We start from the raw sequence: 20,622 nt of genomic DNA, 5'->3' as shown, positions 1-20,622 counted from the left end.
CGTTCACGACCATCGCTGGCAAGCCAGCTCCTACAAGGGACATAACTCCCAAGCGGTTTTCTGCTTTTAAACGGACTTTTTGCGGATCCAGTAGAGGTAGGTGCCTGCCTCTTCATGCTGCGCGACCAGTTCGTGGTCGAGGAACACACAAAACTTGGGGATGTCGCGGCGGGTCGACGGGTCCGTGGCGATGACCTTGAGCAGACCGCCGGGCGCCAGGTCACGGATGTGCTGGTGCAGCATCATCACCGGCTCCGGGCAGTTGAGGCCGGTGGCGTCGAGGGTGCCGTCTACCGGCGTATCAAGCATTTCACTCATGATTCACTCCTGAAACTGGCCGGCATTGTCGCGCATTGCCGGGTGTTCGGTCATCTGTGGCATCACGCCATCCCTGTAGGAGCCGGCTTGCCGGCGATGGCGGTGTATCAGAAACACTAGTATCGACTGACACACCGCCATCGCCAGCAAGCTGGCTCCTACAGGTTTTGTGTATATCAGCGGGATTTCGGTTTCTTGACGTCGAGACGGCGCAGGTGACACGTCACTTCTTCGCGGTCGTGGTACAGCTGTTTGCAGCCGATCTCGACGCGGATGCCGCGCTCCTTGAAACCGTCGGCAATGCGCTCCAGCAAGCGTTTCACCTCGGCGTAACGCTGTTTCATCGGCAGCTTGAGGTTGACCACCGCTTCGCGGCAATGGCCCTCGCCGATCCACTCTTCCAGCATCGCGGCGTTGCGCGCCGGTTTCTCGACGATGTCGCAGACCATCCAGTCCACCGGCTGCCGCGGCTTGTAGGTGAAACCGTCGGCCATCAAGTGTTGCACCAGCCCGGTGTCCATCAGGCTTTCGGCGATCGGACCGTTGTCGATGGCGGTCACCAGCATGCCACGGTTGACCAGTTGCCAGGTCCAGCCACCCGGCGCGGCGCCGAGGTCGACACCGGTCATGTCACTGTGCAGACGCTCGTCCCACTGGTCGCGCGGGATGAAATGGTGCCACGCCTCTTCCAGCTTCAACGTCGAACGGCTGGGTGCCTCGCGCGGAAACTTCAGGCGCGGAATGCCCATCGGCCACATCGCCGAGTTGTTCGACTCGGCCAGGCCCATGAACACTTCACGCCCGCTTTTGAAGGTCAGCAGCAGACGCGGCTTGTGCGCGTCGTCCACCAGTTTGCCGGCCGCCATCAGCGCCTTGCGCAGGTGCACTTCGAACTTCTTGCAGAAATTCGACAGTTCCTTGCCGTCGTTGGTGTCGACCATTTCCAGCCACAGGCTGCCGCACAGGGGGAAGTCGGCCATGTGCGCGAGGATCACGCTGATGCGGTCGGTTTCCGGCAGGTCGATGAAAATCCCGCGAGCCCATTGGCGCGGGAAGATCAGATCAGCGAAACGCTGGCCACGCATCAGGCGCTCGGCGCCGTCTTCTTCGGTGCAGATGAACTCGGCGCAGGCGCTGGCGGTCTTGGCCTTGGCGTAACCGGCCACGTTCAGCCGTGCGGCGTGTTCGGAAATCTCGGAACAGACTTCGCCTTCGAAGCCCGGCCGGCAGTGCATAAAGAGGGTGTTCATTCTTACTCCTGGGCAGTTGGCGAAGAATTCAGCCACTGCGCGATGCCCAGGCTTGCGTTGAAGCAAAGCCTGTCACGAAAACCGGCGCATGATAGCCGACTTCGGAACCTCGGACTTGCCCATAGAGTCCAGTTATTAGCCAGCTACTTAAAACAGGGCTAGGTTTAATGCTCTGTCCGTCCCCTCAGTCCGTAGCCGTGCGGACTTAAAGGAGTGATCGCAATGCCGTCCCTCGATAGCCTGAAAACCCTTAAGACTTTGCAAGTCGACGACAAGACCTACCACTATTTCAGTCTGCCCGATGCCGCCAAAAGCCTCGGTGACCTGGACAAGCTGCCGATGTCGTTGAAAGTGCTGCTGGAAAACCTGCTGCGCTGGGAAGACGAAAAAACCGTCACCGGCGCCGACCTGCGAGCGATTGCCGCCTGGCTCAAGGAACGTCGCTCCGATCGCGAAATCCAGTACCGCCCTGCCCGCGTCCTGATGCAGGACTTTACCGGCGTTCCCGCCGTGGTCGACCTGGCGGCCATGCGCGCCGCAATGGCCAAGGCCGGTGGCGATCCGCAGCGGATCAATCCACTGTCGCCAGTGGACCTGGTGATCGACCACTCGGTGATGGTCGACAAGTTCGGCAGTGCCAGCGCCTTCGAACAGAACGTCGACATCGAGATGCAGCGCAACGGCGAGCGTTACGCCTTTTTGCGCTGGGGCCAGAGCGCCTTCGACAATTTCAGCGTGGTGCCGCCGGGCACCGGCATCTGTCACCAGGTCAACCTCGAATACCTCGGCCGTACGGTCTGGACCAAAGAAGAAGACGGCCGCACCTATGCGTTCCCTGACACCCTGGTCGGCACCGATTCCCACACCACCATGATCAACGGCCTCGGCGTACTGGGCTGGGGCGTCGGCGGGATCGAAGCGGAAGCGGCGATGCTCGGCCAACCGGTGTCGATGCTGATTCCCGAGGTGATCGGCTTCAAACTCACCGGCAAGTTGAAAGAAGGCATCACCGCCACCGACCTGGTGCTGACCGTCACGCAGATGCTGCGCAAGAAAGGCGTGGTCGGCAAATTCGTCGAGTTCTACGGCGACGGCCTCGCCGACCTGCCACTGGCCGACCGCGCGACCATCGCCAACATGGCCCCGGAATACGGCGCGACGTGCGGTTTCTTCCCGGTGGACGAGGTGACGCTGGAATACCTGCGCCTGTCCGGCCGGCCGCTGGCCACGGTGAAACTGGTCGAGGCCTACAGCAAGGCGCAAGGTTTGTGGCGCCTGCCGGGCAAGGAACCAGTGTTCACCGACAGCCTGGCGCTGGACATGGCCAGCGTCGAAGCCAGCCTCGCCGGGCCGAAACGCCCGCAGGACCGCGTCTCGCTGCCCAACGTCGCGCAAGCGTTCAGTGACTTCCTCGGCCTGCAATTCAAACCCACCAGCAAGGAAGAAGGTCGCCTCGAAAGCGAAGGTGGTGGCGGCGTCGCGGTGGGCAATGCCGATCTGGTCGGCGAAGCGGACTACGAATACGACGGTCACACCTATCGCCTGAAAAACGGCGCAGTGGTGATCGCCGCGATCACTTCTTGCACCAACACCTCGAACCCGAGCGTGATGATGGCCGCCGGTCTCGTGGCGAAAAAAGCCGTGGAGAAAGGCCTGACGCGCAAACCATGGGTAAAAAGCTCTCTCGCCCCCGGCTCCAAAGTGGTGACGGACTACTACAAGGCGGCTGGCCTGACCCAGTACCTCGATCAACTCGGTTTCGACCTGGTCGGGTACGGTTGCACCACTTGCATCGGCAACTCCGGCCCGCTGCCGGAGCCCATCGAAAAAGCCATCCAGAAAGCCGACCTGACCGTTGCTTCGGTGCTGTCGGGCAACCGCAACTTCGAAGGCCGCGTGCACCCGCTGGTGAAAACCAACTGGCTGGCCTCGCCGCCGTTGGTGGTCGCGTATGCGCTCGCCGGCACGGTGCGCATCGATATCAGCAGCGAACCCCTGGGCGATGACAAGGACGGCAACCCGGTTTATCTGCGGGATATCTGGCCGAGCACAAAAGAAATCGCCGACGCGGTGAACAAGGTCAACACCGCGATGTTCCACAAGGAATACGCCGAAGTGTTTGCCGGCGACGAGCAGTGGCAGGCGATTGAAGTCCCGCAAGCCGCGACCTATGTCTGGCAGGACGATTCGACCTACATCCAGCATCCACCGTTTTTCGACGACATCGGCGGGCCGCCACCGGTGGTCAAGGATGTCGCGGGGGCCCGGGTCCTCGCGCTGCTCGGCGATTCGGTGACCACCGACCACATCTCCCCCGCCGGCAACATCAAGTCCGACAGCCCGGCGGGCAACTACTTGCGCGAAAAAGGCGTGGAACCGCGAGACTTCAATTCCTACGGCTCCCGTCGCGGTAACCATGAAGTGATGATGCGCGGCACCTTCGCCAACATCCGCATTCGCAACGAAATGCTCGGCGGTGAGGAAGGCGGCAATACGATTTACATTCCCACCGGCGAAAGAATGGCGATCTACGACGCGGCCATGCGCTATCAAGCTTCGGGCACGCCGCTGGTGGTGATCGCCGGGCAAGAATACGGCACCGGTTCGAGCCGCGACTGGGCAGCCAAGGGCACCAACCTGCTGGGGGTGAAAGCAGTCATCGCCGAAAGCTTCGAGCGGATTCACCGCTCCAATCTGGTGGGCATGGGCGTGTTGCCGTTGCAGTTCAAGCTCGATCAGAACCGCAAGAGCCTGAACCTGACCGGCCGGGAGACCCTGGATATTCAGGGCCTGACCGGTGTCGAACTGACACCGAGGATGAACCTGACGCTGATCATCACCCGTGAAAACGGCAGCCGCGAGAAGATCGAGGTGCTGTGCCGGATCGACACGCTGAATGAAGTCGAGTACTTCAAGTCAGGGGGGATTTTGCATTACGTGTTGCGGCAGTTGATTGCGTCGTAGGGGATTGCAGAAAAAGACACCGCCTTCGGGCGGTGTTTTTGTTCGTGGACACATATCTATAATCGCCGCGCCTTTTTTAACCCCGACACAAATCCCCTGTAGGAGCGAGCCTGCTCGCGAAGCGGTGTGCCAGACGACAATGATGTTGTTTGATAGTCCGCTTCGCGAGCAGGCTCGCTCCTACAAGGGATCGAGGTGATCCGAAACACTCCATAAACAAGGACTTCAGATGCTTGCTCTGCCCTGGACCTTCCTCGTCCTGCTCTCCCTCGGCTACGGCCTGGCATTGACCTACGGCCGCCTCGGCTGGCTGGTGCTGATCTCGGTCGCCTTGCTGGTGGTCGCCGGTTTCGCCGCACGCCAGCAACACCTGCGCATCGGCCGCTATTTCGGTCATGGCTTGTTCATTTTCATGGCCCTCGCCCTGGCCTTGCACTGGCTCCCCGGTTTCTACAACGGTCGCGGCATCCAGTTGCAACGCTTCACCGACGACGCCGTGCCGTTTTCCATGTACCTGAACCTGGATAAACCGCTGATTGGTTTCTGGCTGTTGCTGGTGTGTCCGTGGATTGTCGGCCGGCGCTCGCTGCGGCTTGGCGTTTATGCCACCGCGATGGGGCTGGCGCTAAGCACGGTATTGGCGCTGGGCGGCGCGCTGTTGCTGGGCGTGATCAGTTGGGCACCCAAGTGGCCGGATCAGGCCTGGCTGTGGCTGTTCAACAATCTGTTGCTGGTGACGCTGGTCGAGGAAGCGCTGTTTCGTGGCTATATCCAGGGCGGGCTGAGCCGGTATTTGAAAAACCTGCGCCATGGCGAACACCTGGCCTTGCTGCTCGCGTCGCTGTTGTTTGGCCTGGTGCATCTTGGCGCGGGCTGGCACTGGGTGTTGCTGGCGAGCCTGGCGGGTGTCGGCTATGGTCTGGCCTACCGTTTCGGCGGGCTGGGTGCGGCCATTGCCACGCATTTTGGCCTGAACCTGCTGCATTTCGGCCTGTTCACTTATCCGATGCTGGCGGGCTGACGCAACGGTCGTTTTGCGACGCGCTGCTGATTATTGAAAAATAATTTCAATAAATTCCTGACGCCGCCGACAACCTCTCAAAGCCTCACGGATTGAAAAAGCCATGCGTAACAACCAGCCCATTACTCAACGCGAACGGACCTTCCCGGCCCAGCAACGGTTGATTTCCACCACCGATGCCAAGGGCATGATCACTTACTGCAACGACGCGTTCGTTGAAATCAGTGGGTTTTCCCGTGAAGAGCTGATCCGAGCACCGCACAATCTGGTCCGTCACCCCGACGTACCGTCTGCGGTGTTCGCGCACATGTGGGGCACCCTGAAACAAGGCTTGCCATGGATGGGCATTGTCAAGAATCGCTGCAAGTCCGGTGACCACTATTGGGTCAACGCCTACGTCACGCCGGTGTTCGATGGCAACCAGGTCGTCGGCTACGAGTCGGTGCGGATCAAACCCACCGCAGAACAGATTCAGCGTGCCGAATCGCTCTATCAACGCATCAACCAGGGCAAGTCGGCGATTCCGTCCACCGATAAATGGCTGCCGGTTCTCCAAGACTGGCTGCCGTTCATCCTGGTCAGCCAACTGAGCTTCATGATCGGCGCCACCCTCACCTCCCAGTGGGGTTTTGCCCTGGCCGCCGGTCTTTCGGTGCCGCTGGGCCTGATGGGGTTGAGCTGGCAACAGCGTGGTCTCAAGCGTTTGCTGCGCCTGGCCGAGCAGACCACGTCCGACCCGCTGATCGCGCAGATGTACACCGACAGTCGCGGCGCCCAGGCACGTCTGGAGATGTCGATCCTCAGCCAGGAAGCCCGCCTGAAAACCTGCCTGACCCGCCTGCAGGACACCGCCGAGCACCTGACCGAGCAAGCGAAGCAGTCCGACGCCCTGGCCCACAACAGCTCTACCGGCCTGGAACGTCAACGCGTGGAAACCGAGCAAGTGGCGACCGCCGTCAACCAGATGGCCGCCACCACGCAAGAAGTCGCCAGCCACGTGCAGCGCACCGCGGACGCCACTCAGGAAGCCAATCGCCTGACCGGCCGCGGTCGCGACATTGCCGGGGAAACCCGCGAAGCCATTCAGCGCCTGTCGGTGGTGGTCGGTGAAACCGGTATGACCGTGACCCAACTGGCGAAGGACAGCGACGAAATCGGCGGCGTGGTCGATGTGATCAAAGGCATCGCCGACCAGACCAACCTGCTGGCCTTGAACGCGGCCATCGAAGCGGCGCGTGCCGGCGAGATGGGGCGCGGCTTTGCGGTGGTGGCAGACGAAGTCCGTCAACTGGCGCAACGCACCAGCGAATCCACCGGGCAGATCCACGCCCTGATTGCCAAGCTGCAGCAGACTGCGGGCACGGCGGTGCAAACCATGGAAGCCGGGCATCGCCAGGCGGAAGAAGGTGTGGCGCGAGTGCTGGAAGCGGATCAGGCGCTGATCGGGATCAGCGAAGCCGTGGCGCACATCACCGACATGACCACGCAGATTGCGGCGGCGACCGAAGAGCAAAGCTCGGTGGCCGAAGAGATCAGCCGCAACATCAGCAACATCTCGCAACTGGCGGACCAGACCTCGGAACAGGCGCAGAACTCGGCGCTGCTGAGTGAAGAGCTGACCAGGACGGCGAATACCCAGTATTCGCTGGTGGAGCGGTTTAACCGCTGATTGATGCTGGAATGACAAAAACCCGGATGGTGAAAGCCTCCGGGTTTTTTATTGCCGCCCTGAAAGTGAGTTGCCTGTCCTGGCCTCATCGCGAGCAGGCTCGCTCCCACAAGGGGTACGCATTCCAACTGTGGGAGCGAGCCTGCTCGCGATAAGGCCGGGACAGGCACCGCAAACCTCACTGAAGAAACGCGGCAACCTTGCTCGCCGCCGAAGCCAAATGCTGCTCATGGCTGAACCCGGAAACCTTCAGCGGCTTCAAATCATGATCCCCCGCCACCAACCAGAACACCTCGATTCCCGGTGACAGCGTGTAACCCTCAACCGCCTCGCGATTACCCAACGCATCCCGCTCGCCTTGAACGATCAACGTCCGCGTCTTCAACCCGGCCAGATGTTCAACACGAGGTTTCTCCGGTTTACCCACGGCATAAAACGGATACCCCAGGCACACCAGCGCATCCGCGCCCAATTCATCCGCCAGCAGACTCGCCATCCGCCCGCCCATGGACTTGCCGCCAATGGCCAGGCGCCCAGTGACATGGCGTCGCACCACGGCGTACACCTCACGCCAGCATTCCAGCAGCTTCGGTGCCGGGTTCGGCGGGCGTTTGCCGCCATCGGCACGCCGCTGCGCCATGTACGGAAACTCGAAGCGCAGCACGTTGACGCCCTGCGCGGCAAGGCGCGCAGCCATGTCGTTCATCCAGGCGCTGTCCATCGGCGCACCGGCGCCATGGGCCAGGATCAGCGTCGCCGAGGCCGGTGCTGCCGCGGCATTCCATAACCATCCATGTTCACGCAGGCACTGCGCCCATTGATCCCCGTCAATACTGGCCTTGTGCTCTTTGTCCATGCTTGCCTCGCTTTTAGTCTGCCTATAACTCCAGGCGAAGGGAGCGTCCGCCTTGCGCGAACGCCCTTTCGGCTGAACCGTGGATGGGGAACCATGAACACTTCTATCAGTACCGCCTACAACTACAAGGTGGTCCGCCAATTCGCCATTATGACGGTGGTGTGGGGCATCGTCGGCATGGGGCTCGGGGTTTTTCTCGCGGCCCAATTGGTCTGGCCCGAACTCAACTTCAATTTGCCGTGGACCAGTTTCGGCCGCTTGCGCCCGCTGCACACCAACGCGGTGATCTTCGCCTTCGGCGGCTGCGCCCTGTTCGCCAGTTCGTTTTATTCGGTGCAGCGCACCTGTCAGACGCAATTGTTTGCACCTAAAATCGCCGCGTTCTGCTTCTGGGGCTGGCAGCTGGTGATCCTGCTGGCGGCGATCAGCCTGCCGCTGGGTTACACCAGCTCCAAGGAATACGCCGAGCTGGAATGGCCGATCGACATCCTGATCACCATCGTCTGGGTCGCCTACGCCATCGTGTTCTTCGGCACGATCATGAAGCGCAACACCAAGCACATCTATGTGGGCAACTGGTTCTTCGGTGGCTTCATCATCACCGTGGCGATCCTGCACATCGTCAACAACCTTGAGCTGCCGGTGAGTTTCACCAAGTCCTACTCGCTGTACGCCGGTGCGACCGATGCCATGGTGCAGTGGTGGTACGGCCACAACGCCGTAGGCTTTTTCCTCACCGCCGGCTTCCTCGGGATGATGTACTACTTCGTGCCGAAACAGGCCGAACGCCCGGTGTATTCCTATCGCCTGTCCATCGTGCACTTCTGGGCACTGATCACCCTCTACATCTGGGCCGGCCCGCACCACTTGCACTACACGGCGCTGCCGGACTGGGCGCAGTCGCTGGGCATGGTGATGTCGCTGATCCTGCTGGCCCCGAGCTGGGGCGGGATGATCAACGGCATGATGACCCTGTCGGGCGCCTGGCATAAGTTGCGCAGCGACCCGATCCTGCGCTTCCTCGTGGTGTCCCTGGCGTTCTACGGCATGTCGACCTTCGAAGGGCCGATGATGGCGATCAAGACCGTGAACGCCCTCTCCCACTACACCGACTGGACCATCGGCCATGTTCACGCCGGCGCGCTCGGCTGGGTGGCGATGATTTCCATCGGCGCGCTGTACCACATGATCCCGAAAATCTTCGGCCGGCCGCAGATGCACAGCATCGGCCTGATCAACGCGCACTTCTGGCTCGCGACCATCGGCACTGTGCTGTACATCGCCTCGATGTGGGTCAACGGCATCGCCCAGGGCCTGATGTGGCGTGCGGTGAACGAGGACGGCACGCTGACCTACTCCTTCGTCGAAACCCTGGTGGCCAGCCACCCCGGCTTCATCGTGCGACTGGTGGGCGGTGCGATCTTCCTCAGCGGCATGTTCCTGATGGCTTACAACACCTGGCGCACCGTGCGGGCCTCGCAGCCTGCCGACGTCGCCGCTGCCGCGCAGATGGTCTGAGGAGTCCGCCATGAAACACGAAACAATCGAGAAAAATGTCGGCCTGCTGATGCTGCTGATGGTCCTGGCCGTGAGCATCGGCGGTCTGACCCAGATCGTCCCGCTGTTCTTCCAGGACGTGACCAATAAACCGGTGGAAGGCATGAAGCCCTACACCGCGCTGCAACTGGAAGGCCGCGACATTTACATCCGCGAAGGCTGCGTCGGTTGCCACTCGCAGATGATCCGGCCGTTCCGCGCCGAGACCGAACGCTACGGGCACTACTCGGTGGCCGGGGAAAGCGTCTGGGATCACCCGTTCCTGTGGGGCTCCAAACGCACCGGTCCGGACCTGGCCCGGGTCGGCGGCCGTTACTCCGAAGACTGGCACCGCGCGCACTTGTACAACCCGCGCAACGTGGTGCCGGAATCGAAGATGCCCGCCTACCCGTGGCTGGTGGCCAATCAGCTCGACAGCAGCCACACCGAAAGCAAGATCAAGGCGATGCGCACCCTCGGCGTGCCGTACACCGACGACGACATCACGGGCGCCGTGGCCTCGATCAAGGGCAAGACCGAGATGGACGCGCTGGTCGCCTACCTGCAAGTGCTCGGCACTGCCATCAAGAGCAAGAGGTGAGCCATGGTCGTTGAGATGAGCAGTGGAATGATTCGCGGCCTCGGCACGGTGGTGGTGTTCGTGGCGTTCGTCGGCCTGACGTTGTGGGTGTTCAACGGCAAGCGCAATCCGGAATTCGCCGAAGCGCGCCTGCTGCCGTTCGCCGATGAGCCACAACCCGATGCCACCCAAGAACCTGAAACAAGGAGTACCCGGTCATGACCACCTTCTGGAGTACGTGGATCTGCGTACTGACCATCGGCAGCCTGATCGGCCTGACCTGGCTGCTGATCGGCACCCGCAAGGGCGAAACCAAGGGCAGCGTCGACCAGACCATGGGCCACAGCTTCGACGGCATCGAGGAGTACGACAACCCGTTGCCGCAATGGTGGTTCATGCTGTTCGCCGGCACGCTGGTGTTCGCCGTGGGTTATCTGGTGCTGTACCCGGGCCTGGGCAACTGGAAAGGCATTCTGCCGGGTTACGAGGACGGCTGGACCGGCGTGCACGAATGGGAAAAGGAGATGAACAAGGCCGACGCTAAGTTCGGACCGATCTTCGCCAAATTCGCCGCCATGCCGCTGGAAGAAGTGGCGAAGGACCCGCAAGCGCTGAAAATGGGCGGTCGCCTGTTCGCCTCGAACTGCTCGGTGTGCCACGGCTCGGATGCCAAGGGTGCTTTCGGCTTCCCGAACCTGGCCGACAGCAACTGGCGCTGGGGCGGTACGGCCGACACCATCAAGACCACGATCATGGGCGGTCGCATGGCGGCCATGCCGGCCTGGGGTGAAATCCTCGGTGAAACGGGCGTGAAAAACGTCGCCGCGTACGTGCGTCATGATCTGGCCGGCCTGCCTTTGCCGGCCGACGACACCGCCGACCTGCAAGCCGGACAGCAACTGTTCAGCACCACGTGCGTAGCCTGTCATGGGGCAACCGGCCACGGCACTAAAGCCATGGGGGCGCCGAACCTGACGCAACCGGCCGGATTCATTTACGGAACCAGCCTGGCGCAACTACAACAAACCATTCGCCATGGCCGCCAGGGCCATATGCCGGCGCAGAACGAACTGCTCGGCAACGATAAGGTGCAACTGCTGGCCGCTTATGTGTACAGCCTGTCCCACGGTCTGAATACAGAACGTTTGCAGGCCGAAGGCAAAGGCGAATAATTCCTGACCGCTCTGCTGCCGCATTCTCCCCGGATGCGGCAGTTCCCTGCCGCTTTGCGACTCATTGTCGCACCCTCCGTTAGTCCTCCTTTCGGTTCACCAGATTCGGGTCTAAGCTTGCTCCGATGCGGACTGGCATGAGCCGGTTCCAGGTCGACCCAACCCGATGTGTTCGACGAGTCTGCTCGATGACAGGCCGCAAAGGCTGGTAGATACCGGCTGTCGTGCCAATTGCCATCGGTCACCCGGTCGTTGCGTTTGAACACACCCCGTTACAACTGACCTGACCCTCTCATCATTTTCGTTCGCTGCGACATTTTGTCCGAGGGCGATTTTGTCCTTACGCGGCGCATGGAAAGGCCGCAGAATCAGCTTTTGAAAGCATTGACCCAGGTCATGGCGCGTTGCAATGACCCCCTGCTTTCTCCATACTTGCGGCCGATTTTTACTCCTAATAAAACACCCAAACCGTGGAACCTTAGAATGAGCACAGCAATCAGTCCGACTGCTTATAACTATAAGGTAGTCCGCCAGTTCGCCATCATGACGGTGGTCTGGGGGATCCTTGGCATGGGGCTCGGTGTCTTCATCGCCTCACAGCTCGTATGGCCGGAATTGAACTTCGGTCTGCCGTGGACGACCTTTGGACGCTTACGCCCGTTGCACACCAACCTGGTGATTTTCGCCTTCGGTGGTTGTGCACTGTTTGCCACTTCTTATTACGTCGTGCAGCGAACCTGCCAAACGCGACTGATTTCCGACAGCCTCGCGGCCTTCCACTTCTGGGGTTGGCAAGCGGTGATCATCGGGGCAATCGTTACCTTGCCGCTGGGTTACACCACCACCAAGGAATACGCCGAACTGGAATGGCCCCTCGCCATTCTGCTGGCCATTGTCTGGGTCACCTACGGTCTGGTGTTCTTCGGCACCATCGTCAAGCGCAAGACCAAGCACATCTATGTGGGCAACTGGTTCTACGGCGCGTTCATCGTCGTGACCGCGATGCTGCACATCGTCAACCACATGTCGCTGCCGGTCAGCCTGTTCAAGTCGTACTCCGCCTACTCGGGTGCGACGGACGCGATGATCCAGTGGTGGTACGGCCACAACGCCGTAGGTTTCTTCCTGACCACCGGCTTCCTGGGGATGATGTACTACTTCGTTCCGAAGCAGGCCGAGCGTCCGATCTACTCCTATCGCCTGTCGATCGTGCACTTCTGGGCGCTGATCACCCTGTACATCTGGGCCGGTCCGCACCACCTGCACTACACCGCACTGCCGGACTGGGCCCAGTCCCTGGGCATGGCAATGTCGATCATCCTGCTGGCTCCGAGCTGGGGCGGCATGATCAACGGCATGATGACCCTGTCGGGCGCCTGGCATAAGCTGCGCACCGACCCGATCCTGCGCTTCCTGGTCGTGTCGCTGGCGTTCTACGGCATGTCGACCTTCGAAGGCCCGATGATGGCCATCAAGACCGTCAACTCGCTCTCGCACTACACCGACTGGACCATCGGCCACGTACACGCCGGCGCTTTGGGCTGGGTAGCGATGATCTCGATCGGCGCGATCTACCACATGATCCCGAAACTGTTCGGTCGCGCGCAGATGCACAGCATCGGCCTGATCAACACGCACTTCTGGCTCGCGACCATCGGTACCGTTCTGTACATCGCTTCGATGTGGGTCAACGGCATCACCCAGGGCCTGATGTGGCGTGCAATCAACGACGACGGCACCCTCACCTACTCGTTCGTTGAAGCGCTGCAAGCCAGCCACCCTGGTTTCATCGTTCGCGCCCTGGGCGGTGCGTTCTTTGCCAGCGGCATGCTGTTCATGGCCTACAACGTATGGCGTACCGTACGTGCCTCGAACCCGGCTGAAGCCGAAGCCGCCGCTCAGATTGCTGTAGTTGGAGCTCACTGATGAAGCATGAAGCAGTCGAGAAGAACATTGGCCTGCTGGCCTTCTTCATGGTTATCGCCGTCAGCGTCGGCGGCCTGACCCAGATCGTTCCGCTGTTTTTCCAGGACGTCACCAACAAGCCGGTCGAAGGCATGAAGCCACGTACCGCCCTTGAACTGGAAGGCCGCGACATCTACATCGCCAACGGTTGTGTCGGCTGCCACTCGCAGATGATCCGCCCGTTCCGTGCTGAAACCGAACGCTACGGCCACTACTCGGTCGCCGGTGAAAGCGTCTGGGACCACCCGTTCCTGTGGGGTTCCAAGCGTACCGGTCCGGACCTGGCCCGTGTCGGCGGTCGTTACTCCGATGACTGGCAGCGTGCGCACTTGTACAACCCGCGCAACGTCGTGCCTGAATCGAAAATGCCGGCCTACCCGTTCCTCGTGGAAAACAAGCTCGACGGCAAAGACACCGCGAAGAAAATGGAAGTCTTGCGCGCGCTCGGCGTCCCTTACACCGACGAAGACATCGCCGGTGCCAAGGATGCCGTGAAGGGCAAAACCGAAATGGACGCGCTGGTGGCCTATCTGCAAGGCCTGGGCACCATCATCAAAAGCAAACGGTGATTTAGATGGATATCGGGATGATTCGTGGCCTGGGCACCGTTGTCGTGATGGTGGCCTTCATCGGTCTGGCGTTGTGGGTGTTCAGCCCCAAGCGCAAGTCGGAGTTTGAAGACGCGACCTTGCTGCCTTTCGCGGATGATCCCGAAGCCATCAAGCACGTCGAGCAAGCTTCTAGGAGTAACAAAGAATGACTACGTTCTGGAGTCTGTACGTCACAGTCCTCAGTCTCGGCACCATTTTCGCCCTGACCTGGCTGCTGCTGTCGACCCGCAAGGGCCAGCGCAGCGAAGCCACCGAAGAGACGGTTGGCCACTCCTTCGACGGGATCGAGGAGTACGACAACCCGCTGCCGAAATGGTGGTTCATGCTGTTCGTCGGCACCATCATCTTCGCCCTGGGCTACCTGGTGCTGTACCCGGGCCTGGGCAACTGGAAAGGCCTGCTGCCGGGTTACAACTACCTGGATAACGAGAAGCAGACCGCGTTCGCCAACGGCCAGAGCGGCTGGACCGGCGTTCACGAGTGGGAAAAGGAAATGGCCAAGTCGGACGCCAAGTTCGGCCCGATCTTCGCCAAGTTCGCGTCCATGCCGATCGAAGAAGTCGCCAAGGACCCGCAAGCCCTGAAGATGGGTGGCCGCCTGTTCGCCTCCAACTGCTCGGTTTGCCACGGCTCCGACGCCAAGGGCGCTTATGGCTTCCCGAACCTGACCGACGCCGACTGGCGCTGGGGCGGCGAAGCGGAAACCATCAAGACCACCATCATGGGCGGTCGTCACGCCGTGATGCCGGCCTGGGCTGAAGTGATCGGTGAACAAGGCGTTGCAGACGTTGCCGCCTTCGTCCTGACCAACCTCGATGGCCGCAAGCTGCCGGAAGGCACCAAGGCCGATCCGGCTGCCGGGCAGAAACTGTTCGCCGCCAACTGCGCCGTGTGCCACGGTCCGGAAGGCAAAGGTACCCCAGCGATGGGCGCACCTAACCTGACCCACCCGGCGGCGTTCATCTACGGTTCGAGCTTCGCTCAGCTGCAGCAGACCATCCGTTACGGCCGTCAGGGCCAGATGCCTGCGCAGGAACAACTGCAGGGCAACGACAAGGTCCACCTGCTGGCCGCTTACGTCTACAGCCTGTCTCACGGTGAGAAGGCTCCGGCGCCAGACGCACAGTAAGCTGATCGCCTGATACAAAAAACGGCCCCGCCAATGAGAATTGGCGGGGCTTTTTTTATGACTCTTTTCCTGTAGGAGCAGCTTGCTGCGGGCGGCGTTCCGACGATGGACTCAAACGCGCCGCGTTAATCCAGACAGCACGCGTGATCGTTAACGTCCATCGCCAGCAAGCTGGCTCCTACAGTTTCGAATTGGGTGAACCCGATTCCATGTAGGAGCCGGCTTGCTGGCGATGGAGGTGGGTCAGGCAACGATGTGTTGACGGGACGGACGCTATCGCCAGCAAGCCGGCTCCTACACGGGATCGGTGTACAAATCCGGAATGAGTTAACGGGGTCACCTAAGAGCCAGGTCGGCTTTAAGGCCGCCGCGGCGGCTCTGGCGGTGGTCGCCCCCTCGAGAGGCCGAGCGCAGGTTCTGCGCAGTCGGCAACCCGGCATGGATGCCGAGTTAGCCGCCCCCCGGCCATGGATGGCCGCGGAGCAGGACCGGTGCGAGGGCATTCCGAGCCATGGCGAGGCACCGAACGAAAGGGGCAAAAGCGCTTGGTTACTTGGGGCCGGGCGGCGTTCCGTGCTTCCAAGTGACTCGCCGTAAGGGCGAAACCAACAGTGGCCGTTAAAGCAGAAACGGATATGTACACGTCTAAAGCCACGCCAAACTTCCGTAGGAGCCAGCTTGCTGGCGAAGGTCGTTAACGATTACGCGTGCTGTCTGGATTAACGCGGCGTCCTTCAGTCCATCGCCGGCAAGCCGGCTCCTACAGGTTTTGCGTTATCTTGAAAGCTCACCTATTCCGCTCACACCTGAAAAACCGTCCATAATTTCACCAGTCAATTGATTCAAGTCATTACACCGTCATTTGATTTCCACCAACGTGACCAAAGGTCGCACCCTTGAGCTAGAGCGACAGGCGTATCATTGCGCCACTGCACTACCTCTTTTTGACCGCGGTCGGCATGTACTGACCGAGGCATTTTTCCACTGCCGTGGGATGCAACCGATGAGCAACCAGATTCCGGTACACGACGTTACCCCGCCTGCCAAAAACGCGAACAACAGCGTCGACCTCTACGCCTCTCGAGAAAAGATCTACACCCGCGCCTTCACCGGCCTGTTCCGCAATTTGCGGATGATGGGCGGGGCCTTTCTGTTTCTGCTGTATTTCGGCACGGTGTGGCTGAACTGGGGCGGTCACCAGGCGGTGTGGTGGAACCTGCCGGAGCGCAAGTTCTTCATCTTCGGCGCCACGTTCTGGCCACAAGACTTCATCCTGCTCTCGGGGATCCTGATCGTCAGCGCCTTCGGCCTGTTTTTCATTACCGTTTACGCCGGGCGCGTCTGGTGCGGTTATACCTGCCCGCAGAGCGTCTGGACCTGGATTTTCATGTGGTGCGAGAAGGTCACCGAAGGCGACCGCAACCAGCGCATCAAACTCGACAAGGCGCCGATGAGCGCCAACAAGTTCCTGCGCAAATTCAGCAAGCACACGATGTGGCTGTTGATCGGCTTCGTCACCGGCATGACCTTCGTCGGCTACTTCTCGCCGATCCGCGAGCTGACCATCGATTTCTTCACCGGCGAGGCCGATGGCTGGTCGTATTTCTGGGTCGGTTTCTTCACCCTCGCCACCTACGGCAACGCTGGCTGGCTGCGCGAACAGGTGTGCATTTACATGTGCCCGTATGCGCGCTTCCAGAGCGTGATGTTCGACAAAGACACGCTGATCGTTTCCTACGATCCCCGTCGCGGTGAAAGCCGCGGCCCGCGCAAGAAAGGCATCGACTACAAGGCCCAGGGCCTGGGTGATTGCATCGACTGCACCATGTGCGTCCAGGTCTGCCCGACCGGCATCGACATTCGTGACGGCCTGCAAATCGAGTGCATCGGTTGCGCCGCGTGCATCGATGCCTGCGACAGCATCATGGACAAAATGGAGTACCCGCGCGGCCTGATCAGCTACACCACCGAGCACAACCTGTCCGGGCAAAAAACCCATAAACTGCGCCCGCGCCTGATCGGCTACGCGGTGGTGTTGCTGGCGATGATGGCGCTGCTGGCGGGAGCGTTCTTCATGCGTTCGCTGGTCGGTTTCGATGTCAGCAAGGACCGCGTGCTGTACCGCGAGAACGCCGAAGGCCGGATCGAAAACGTCTACAGCCTGAAGATCATGAACAAGGATCAGCGCGACCACACCTACGTGCTGGAAGCCGCCGGCCTGCCGGACCTGAAGCTGCAAGGCAAGCGCGAGATCAAGGTCGCCGCCGGCGAGATTTTCAGCCAGCCGGTGGAACTGTCCATCGCTCCGGAAAAACTGCCATCGAGCACCAACGAGGTGAAATTCATCCTCAAGGACGCCGATGACGAAAGCATCCACGTTGAAGCCAAGAGCCGATTCATCGGCCCACAAATTCGTTGAGAGAAGTGATCATGCCCGCAGCAAACGCCGCAAGTCCCTGGTACAAGCACCTTTGGCCGTGGATCATCATCGGCATCCTCGCCTGTTCGGTGACGCTGACCCTGTCCATGGTGACGATTGCGGTGAACAACCCGGACAACCTGGTCAACGACAACTATTACGAGGCCGGCAAAGGCATCAACCGCTCCCTTGACCGCGAACTGTTGGCGCAGACCCTGCTCCTGCGTGCCAGCGTGCACCTGGACGACGTGACCGGCGAAGTCGACGTGCGCCTGAGCGGCAACAGCCAGCCGAAAACCCTCGAACTGAACCTGATCTCGCCGACCCAGCCCGAGAAGGATCGCAAGATCACCCTCGCCCGCAGTGAAACCGAAAAGGGCCGCTACATCGGCCAGCTGAGCGACAAGATCGAAGGTCGTCGCTTTGTCGAATTGCTGGGTACTCAGGACGACCATATCTGGCGCATGTTCGAAGAAGAACAGGTCAGCCATGACAAGGATCTGCTGCTGGGTGACGAACCGTTGCAGGGCGCCGAAGACCTGAAAAAATAAAGTCGCGCTTCGCGCATCGCCGGCAAGCCGGCTCCTACAGGATCGTGCGAGCCCTTGTAGGAGCTGGCTTGCCAGCGATGAAGCCCTTCCAGACGACATAAATCCAAAACCATGAACACCCCAACCCCCTGCTACCACTGCGCCCTGCCCGTCCCGGCCGGCAGCCGCTTCACCGCTGCCGTCCTCGGTGAACCCCGCGAGTTCTGCTGCCCGGGTTGCCAGGCCGTGGCCGAAGCAATCGTCGCCGGTGGGCTGGAAAGCTATTACCAGCATCGCAGCGAAGCCTCAGCCAACCCCGAAGCATTGCCGGTGCAGTTGGTGGACGAACTGGCGCTGTACGACCGCGCCGACGTGCAACAACCCTTCGTGCGCCACGACGGCGAACTCGCCGAAACCACCTTGCTGATGGAAGGCATCAGTTGCGCGGCGTGCGGCTGGCTGATCGAGAAACACCTGCGCGGCTTGCCGGCGGTGGCGGAAGCGCGGCTGAACCTGTCCAACCATCGCCTGCACGTGCGTTGGGCCGATGCGCAATTGCCTTTGAGCCAGGTGCTCAGCGAATTGCGCCACATCGGTTACGCCGCGCACCCCTATCAGGCCGACCGCGCCAGTGAACAACTGGCCAGCGAAAACCGCCTGGCCCTGCGCCAGCTCGGAGTCGCCGGGCTGCTGTGGTTCCAGGCGATGATGGCGACCATGGCCACCTGGCCGGAATTCAATATCGACCTCAGCCCCGAGCTGCACACCATCCTGCGCTGGGTCGCGCTGTTCCTCACCACACCGATCGTGTTCTACAGCTGTGCGCCGTTTTTCAAAGGGGCGATGCGCGACTTGCGCACCCGCCACCTGACCATGGACGTCTCGGTGTCGCTGGCGATTGGCAGTGCCTACATCGCCGGGATCTGGACTTCGATCAGCGGCGTCGGCGAGCTGTATTTCGATGCTGTCGGCATGTTCGCCCTGTTCTTGCTGGCAGGACGTTATCTGGAGCGCCGCGCCCGGGAACGCACCGCCGCCGCCACCGCACAACTCGTCAACCTGCTGCCGGCCTCCTGCCTGCGGCTGGGGGCTGATGGCCAGAGCGAGCGCATCCTGCTCAGCGAGCTGCGCGTCGGCGACCAGGTTCTGGTCCATCCCGGCGCGATCCTCCCGGCCGACGGCAAGATCCTCGACGGCCAGTCGAGCATCGACGAATCCCTGCTGACCGGCGAATACCTGCCGCAGCCGCGCACACTCGGGGACGCAGTCACCGCCGGCACCCTGAACGTCGAGGGGGCGCTGACCGTGGAAGTCCTCGCCCTTGGCCAGGACACCCGGCTGTCCGCCATCGTCCGCCTGCTGGACCGCGCCCAGGCCGAGAAGCCGCGACTGGCGGAGATCGCCGACCGCGCCGCGCAATGGTTCCTGCTGTTGACCCTGATCGCCTGCGCCTGCATCGGCCTGCTGTGGTGGGAGCTGGACTCATCGCGCGCCTTCTGGATTGTTTTGGCGATGCTGGTCGCCACCTGTCCGTGCGCCCTCTCTCTCGCCACCCCGACCGCGCTCACCGCCGCCACCGGCACCCTGCACAAGCTTGGGCTGCTGCTGACACGCGGCCATGTGCTGGAAGGCCTGAACCAGATCGACACGGTGATTTTCGACAAGACCGGCACCCTCACCGAAGGGCGTCTGGCGCTGCGTTCGATTCGCCCCCTCGGCGCCCTCGACAGTGATCAATGCCTGAGCCTCGCCGCCGCCCTCGAAAACCGTTCCGAACACCCGATCGCCCGCGCGTTCGGTCGTGCGCCGCTGGCGGCTGAAGAAGTCCACAGCACGCCGGGGCTGGGCCTGGAAGGCGTGGTCGGCGAACAACGCCTGCGCATCGGCCAGCCGGGTTTTGTCTGCGAGCTCAGTGGCGCTGAAATCCCTTCGATGCCCGACGAAGCAGGCCAGTGGCTGCTGCTCGGCGACCGTCAGGGACCGCTGGCGTGGCTGGTCCTCGACGACCGCTTGCGCGCCGATGCGCCGGCGTTGCTGGAGGCTTGTCGGGCGCGGGGCTGGCGCACCTTGCTGCTGTCCGGCGACAGTTCGCCGATGGTCGCCAGCGTCGCCGCGGAACTGGGCATCGACGAGGCCCGTGGCGGTTTGCGCCCGGACGATAAATTGCAGGTCCTGCAACAGCTGCACAGGGAAGGTCGCAAAGTGCTGATGCTCGGTGACGGGGTCAACGACGTGCCGGTACTGGCCGCCGCCGACATCAGCGTCGCGATGGGCTCGGCCACTGACCTGGCGAAAACCAGCGCCGACGCCGTGCTGCTGTCGAACCGTCTCGATGCTCTGGTGCAGGCCTTCAGCCTGGCGCGGCGCACCCGTCGGGTAATCATCGAGAACCTGCTGTGGGCCGGGCTGTACAATGGCCTCATGTTGCCGTTCGCCGCCCTCGGCTGGATCACGCCGGTATGGGCCGCGGTCGGCATGTCCATCAGTTCGTTGACCGTGGTGCTGAACGCCCTGCGCCTGACTCGCCTGCCGAGCGCGCCTGCCGCCAGCGCCACGCCAGAAACCCGCCCGCTGCCGGCCTGAGCCGCGCGGGCATGGAGCC

The 20,622-nt window shown here is 61.6% G+C and carries 17 protein-coding genes; 14 read left to right on the top strand and 3 right to left on the bottom strand.

Annotated features, from left to right (window positions below; translation table 11 throughout):
* Nucleotides 1–66: 66 nt before the first annotated feature.
* A complete protein-coding gene (gene tusA, locus ACF6ZU_RS21905) occupies nt 67–318 on the bottom strand; it encodes a sulfurtransferase TusA (protein ID WP_392886918.1) in 252 nt (83 codons plus the stop codon).
* Nucleotides 319–494: 176 nt separating this feature from the next.
* The gene (gene rlmM, locus ACF6ZU_RS21900; RefSeq protein WP_392886917.1) at nt 495–1,568 is read right to left on the bottom strand and encodes a 23S rRNA (cytidine(2498)-2'-O)-methyltransferase RlmM; all 1,074 of its coding nucleotides are present in this window, start codon (nt 1,566–1,568) and stop codon (nt 495–497) included.
* Between the two features lie 222 nt (nt 1,569–1,790).
* Between rlmM and acnA the strand changes: the two genes are divergently transcribed.
* The 3 genes from acnA (at nt 1,791) to ACF6ZU_RS21885 (ending at nt 7,222) form a co-directional block, all read left to right on the top strand.
* A complete protein-coding gene (acnA, locus tag ACF6ZU_RS21895; RefSeq protein WP_392886915.1) occupies nt 1,791–4,532 on the top strand; it encodes an aconitate hydratase AcnA in 2,742 nt (913 codons plus the stop codon).
* A gap of 229 nt (nt 4,533–4,761) precedes the next feature.
* Nucleotides 4,762–5,553 (top strand): CPBP family intramembrane glutamic endopeptidase, encoded by a 792-nt coding sequence (locus tag ACF6ZU_RS21890; protein WP_392886913.1) that lies wholly within the window; start codon nt 4,762–4,764, stop codon nt 5,551–5,553.
* Nucleotides 5,554–5,656: 103 nt separating this feature from the next.
* Nucleotides 5,657–7,222, top strand: a complete 1,566-nt coding sequence (locus tag ACF6ZU_RS21885; RefSeq protein ID WP_392886911.1) for a methyl-accepting chemotaxis protein — start codon at nt 5,657–5,659, stop codon at nt 7,220–7,222.
* A 178-nt stretch (nt 7,223–7,400) separates the two neighbouring features.
* Here ACF6ZU_RS21885 and ACF6ZU_RS21880 read toward each other — a convergent pair whose 3' ends face one another.
* A complete protein-coding gene (locus ACF6ZU_RS21880) occupies nt 7,401–8,078 on the bottom strand; it encodes an alpha/beta family hydrolase (protein WP_392886909.1) in 678 nt (225 codons plus the stop codon).
* A 93-nt stretch (nt 8,079–8,171) separates the two neighbouring features.
* On the opposite strand from ACF6ZU_RS21880, the gene ccoN (ACF6ZU_RS21875) reads away from it, so the two are divergent.
* The 11 genes from ccoN (ACF6ZU_RS21875) (at nt 8,172) to ACF6ZU_RS21825 (ending at nt 20,603) form a co-directional block, all read left to right on the top strand.
* Entirely contained in the window at nt 8,172–9,596 is a 1,425-nt protein-coding gene (ccoN, locus tag ACF6ZU_RS21875) for a cytochrome-c oxidase, cbb3-type subunit I (RefSeq protein ID WP_392886906.1), read from the top strand.
* A gap of 10 nt (nt 9,597–9,606) precedes the next feature.
* Nucleotides 9,607–10,215, top strand: coding sequence for a cytochrome-c oxidase, cbb3-type subunit II (gene ccoO / locus ACF6ZU_RS21870; RefSeq protein WP_392886904.1), 609 nt, complete (start codon nt 9,607–9,609; stop codon nt 10,213–10,215).
* A 3-nt stretch (nt 10,216–10,218) separates the two neighbouring features.
* Nucleotides 10,219–10,416: a cbb3-type cytochrome oxidase subunit 3 gene (locus ACF6ZU_RS21865; protein WP_392886902.1), complete on the top strand. Its 198-nt coding sequence runs from the start codon at nt 10,219–10,221 to the stop codon at nt 10,414–10,416.
* A complete protein-coding gene (gene ccoP / locus ACF6ZU_RS21860; protein ID WP_392886900.1) occupies nt 10,413–11,366 on the top strand; it encodes a cytochrome-c oxidase, cbb3-type subunit III in 954 nt (317 codons plus the stop codon). Before ACF6ZU_RS21865 ends, ccoP (ACF6ZU_RS21860) begins: the two co-directional genes overlap by 4 nt.
* 483 nt (nt 11,367–11,849) lie before the next feature.
* A complete protein-coding gene (gene ccoN, locus ACF6ZU_RS21855; RefSeq protein WP_392886898.1) occupies nt 11,850–13,292 on the top strand; it encodes a cytochrome-c oxidase, cbb3-type subunit I in 1,443 nt (480 codons plus the stop codon).
* The gene (gene ccoO, locus ACF6ZU_RS21850) at nt 13,292–13,900 is read left to right on the top strand and encodes a cytochrome-c oxidase, cbb3-type subunit II (protein WP_122567923.1); all 609 of its coding nucleotides are present in this window, start codon (nt 13,292–13,294) and stop codon (nt 13,898–13,900) included. The genes ccoN (ACF6ZU_RS21855) and ccoO (ACF6ZU_RS21850) overlap by 1 nt, the downstream gene beginning before the upstream one ends.
* A 5-nt stretch (nt 13,901–13,905) precedes the next feature.
* Nucleotides 13,906–14,091, top strand: coding sequence for a CcoQ/FixQ family Cbb3-type cytochrome c oxidase assembly chaperone (locus tag ACF6ZU_RS21845; protein WP_003175465.1), 186 nt, complete (start codon nt 13,906–13,908; stop codon nt 14,089–14,091).
* Nucleotides 14,088–15,071, top strand: a complete 984-nt coding sequence (gene ccoP, locus ACF6ZU_RS21840; protein WP_392886889.1) for a cytochrome-c oxidase, cbb3-type subunit III — start codon at nt 14,088–14,090, stop codon at nt 15,069–15,071. The genes ACF6ZU_RS21845 and ccoP (ACF6ZU_RS21840) overlap by 4 nt, the downstream gene beginning before the upstream one ends.
* 1,003 nt (nt 15,072–16,074) lie before the next feature.
* Nucleotides 16,075–17,490, top strand: coding sequence for a cytochrome c oxidase accessory protein CcoG (gene ccoG, locus ACF6ZU_RS21835; protein WP_392886887.1), 1,416 nt, complete (start codon nt 16,075–16,077; stop codon nt 17,488–17,490).
* Between the two features lie 11 nt (nt 17,491–17,501).
* Nucleotides 17,502–18,041, top strand: a complete 540-nt coding sequence (locus ACF6ZU_RS21830; protein ID WP_392886885.1) for a FixH family protein — start codon at nt 17,502–17,504, stop codon at nt 18,039–18,041.
* 111 nt (nt 18,042–18,152) lie between these two features.
* Complete coding sequence (locus tag ACF6ZU_RS21825) at nt 18,153–20,603, top strand: heavy metal translocating P-type ATPase (RefSeq protein ID WP_392886883.1); 2,451 nt, start codon at nt 18,153–18,155, stop codon at nt 20,601–20,603.
* Nucleotides 20,604–20,622: the final 19 nt, after the last annotated feature.

The sequence above is a fragment of the Pseudomonas migulae genome (assembly GCF_043225285.1).
Classification (GTDB): Bacteria; Pseudomonadota; Gammaproteobacteria; order Pseudomonadales; family Pseudomonadaceae; genus Aquipseudomonas; species Aquipseudomonas migulae_C.
Note: the sequence above shows the minus strand (reverse complement) of the source record. Positions and strands in the feature narration are given on the sequence as shown.

Excerpts from the sequence above, each read along its gene's own strand:
- tusA (WP_392886918.1), bottom strand. The coding sequence starts at position 318 with ATGAGTGAAATGCTTGATACGCCGGTAGACGGCACCCTCGACGCCACC.
- rlmM (WP_392886917.1), bottom strand. The coding sequence starts at position 1,568 with ATGAACACCCTCTTTATGCACTGCCGGCCGGGCTTCGAAGGCGAAGTC.
- acnA (WP_392886915.1), top strand. The coding sequence starts at position 1,791 with ATGCCGTCCCTCGATAGCCTGAAAACCCTTAAGACTTTGCAAGTCGAC.
- ACF6ZU_RS21890 (WP_392886913.1), top strand. The coding sequence starts at position 4,762 with ATGCTTGCTCTGCCCTGGACCTTCCTCGTCCTGCTCTCCCTCGGCTAC.
- ACF6ZU_RS21885 (WP_392886911.1), top strand. The coding sequence starts at position 5,657 with ATGCGTAACAACCAGCCCATTACTCAACGCGAACGGACCTTCCCGGCC.
- ACF6ZU_RS21880 (WP_392886909.1), bottom strand. The coding sequence starts at position 8,078 with ATGGACAAAGAGCACAAGGCCAGTATTGACGGGGATCAATGGGCGCAG.
- ccoN (WP_392886906.1), top strand. The coding sequence starts at position 8,172 with ATGAACACTTCTATCAGTACCGCCTACAACTACAAGGTGGTCCGCCAA.
- ccoO (WP_392886904.1), top strand. The coding sequence starts at position 9,607 with ATGAAACACGAAACAATCGAGAAAAATGTCGGCCTGCTGATGCTGCTG.
- ACF6ZU_RS21865 (WP_392886902.1), top strand. The coding sequence starts at position 10,219 with ATGGTCGTTGAGATGAGCAGTGGAATGATTCGCGGCCTCGGCACGGTG.
- ccoP (WP_392886900.1), top strand. The coding sequence starts at position 10,413 with ATGACCACCTTCTGGAGTACGTGGATCTGCGTACTGACCATCGGCAGC.
- ccoN (WP_392886898.1), top strand. The coding sequence starts at position 11,850 with ATGAGCACAGCAATCAGTCCGACTGCTTATAACTATAAGGTAGTCCGC.
- ccoO (WP_122567923.1), top strand. The coding sequence starts at position 13,292 with ATGAAGCATGAAGCAGTCGAGAAGAACATTGGCCTGCTGGCCTTCTTC.
- ACF6ZU_RS21845 (WP_003175465.1), top strand. The coding sequence starts at position 13,906 with ATGGATATCGGGATGATTCGTGGCCTGGGCACCGTTGTCGTGATGGTG.
- ccoP (WP_392886889.1), top strand. The coding sequence starts at position 14,088 with ATGACTACGTTCTGGAGTCTGTACGTCACAGTCCTCAGTCTCGGCACC.
- ccoG (WP_392886887.1), top strand. The coding sequence starts at position 16,075 with ATGAGCAACCAGATTCCGGTACACGACGTTACCCCGCCTGCCAAAAAC.
- ACF6ZU_RS21830 (WP_392886885.1), top strand. The coding sequence starts at position 17,502 with ATGCCCGCAGCAAACGCCGCAAGTCCCTGGTACAAGCACCTTTGGCCG.
- ACF6ZU_RS21825 (WP_392886883.1), top strand. The coding sequence starts at position 18,153 with ATGAACACCCCAACCCCCTGCTACCACTGCGCCCTGCCCGTCCCGGCC.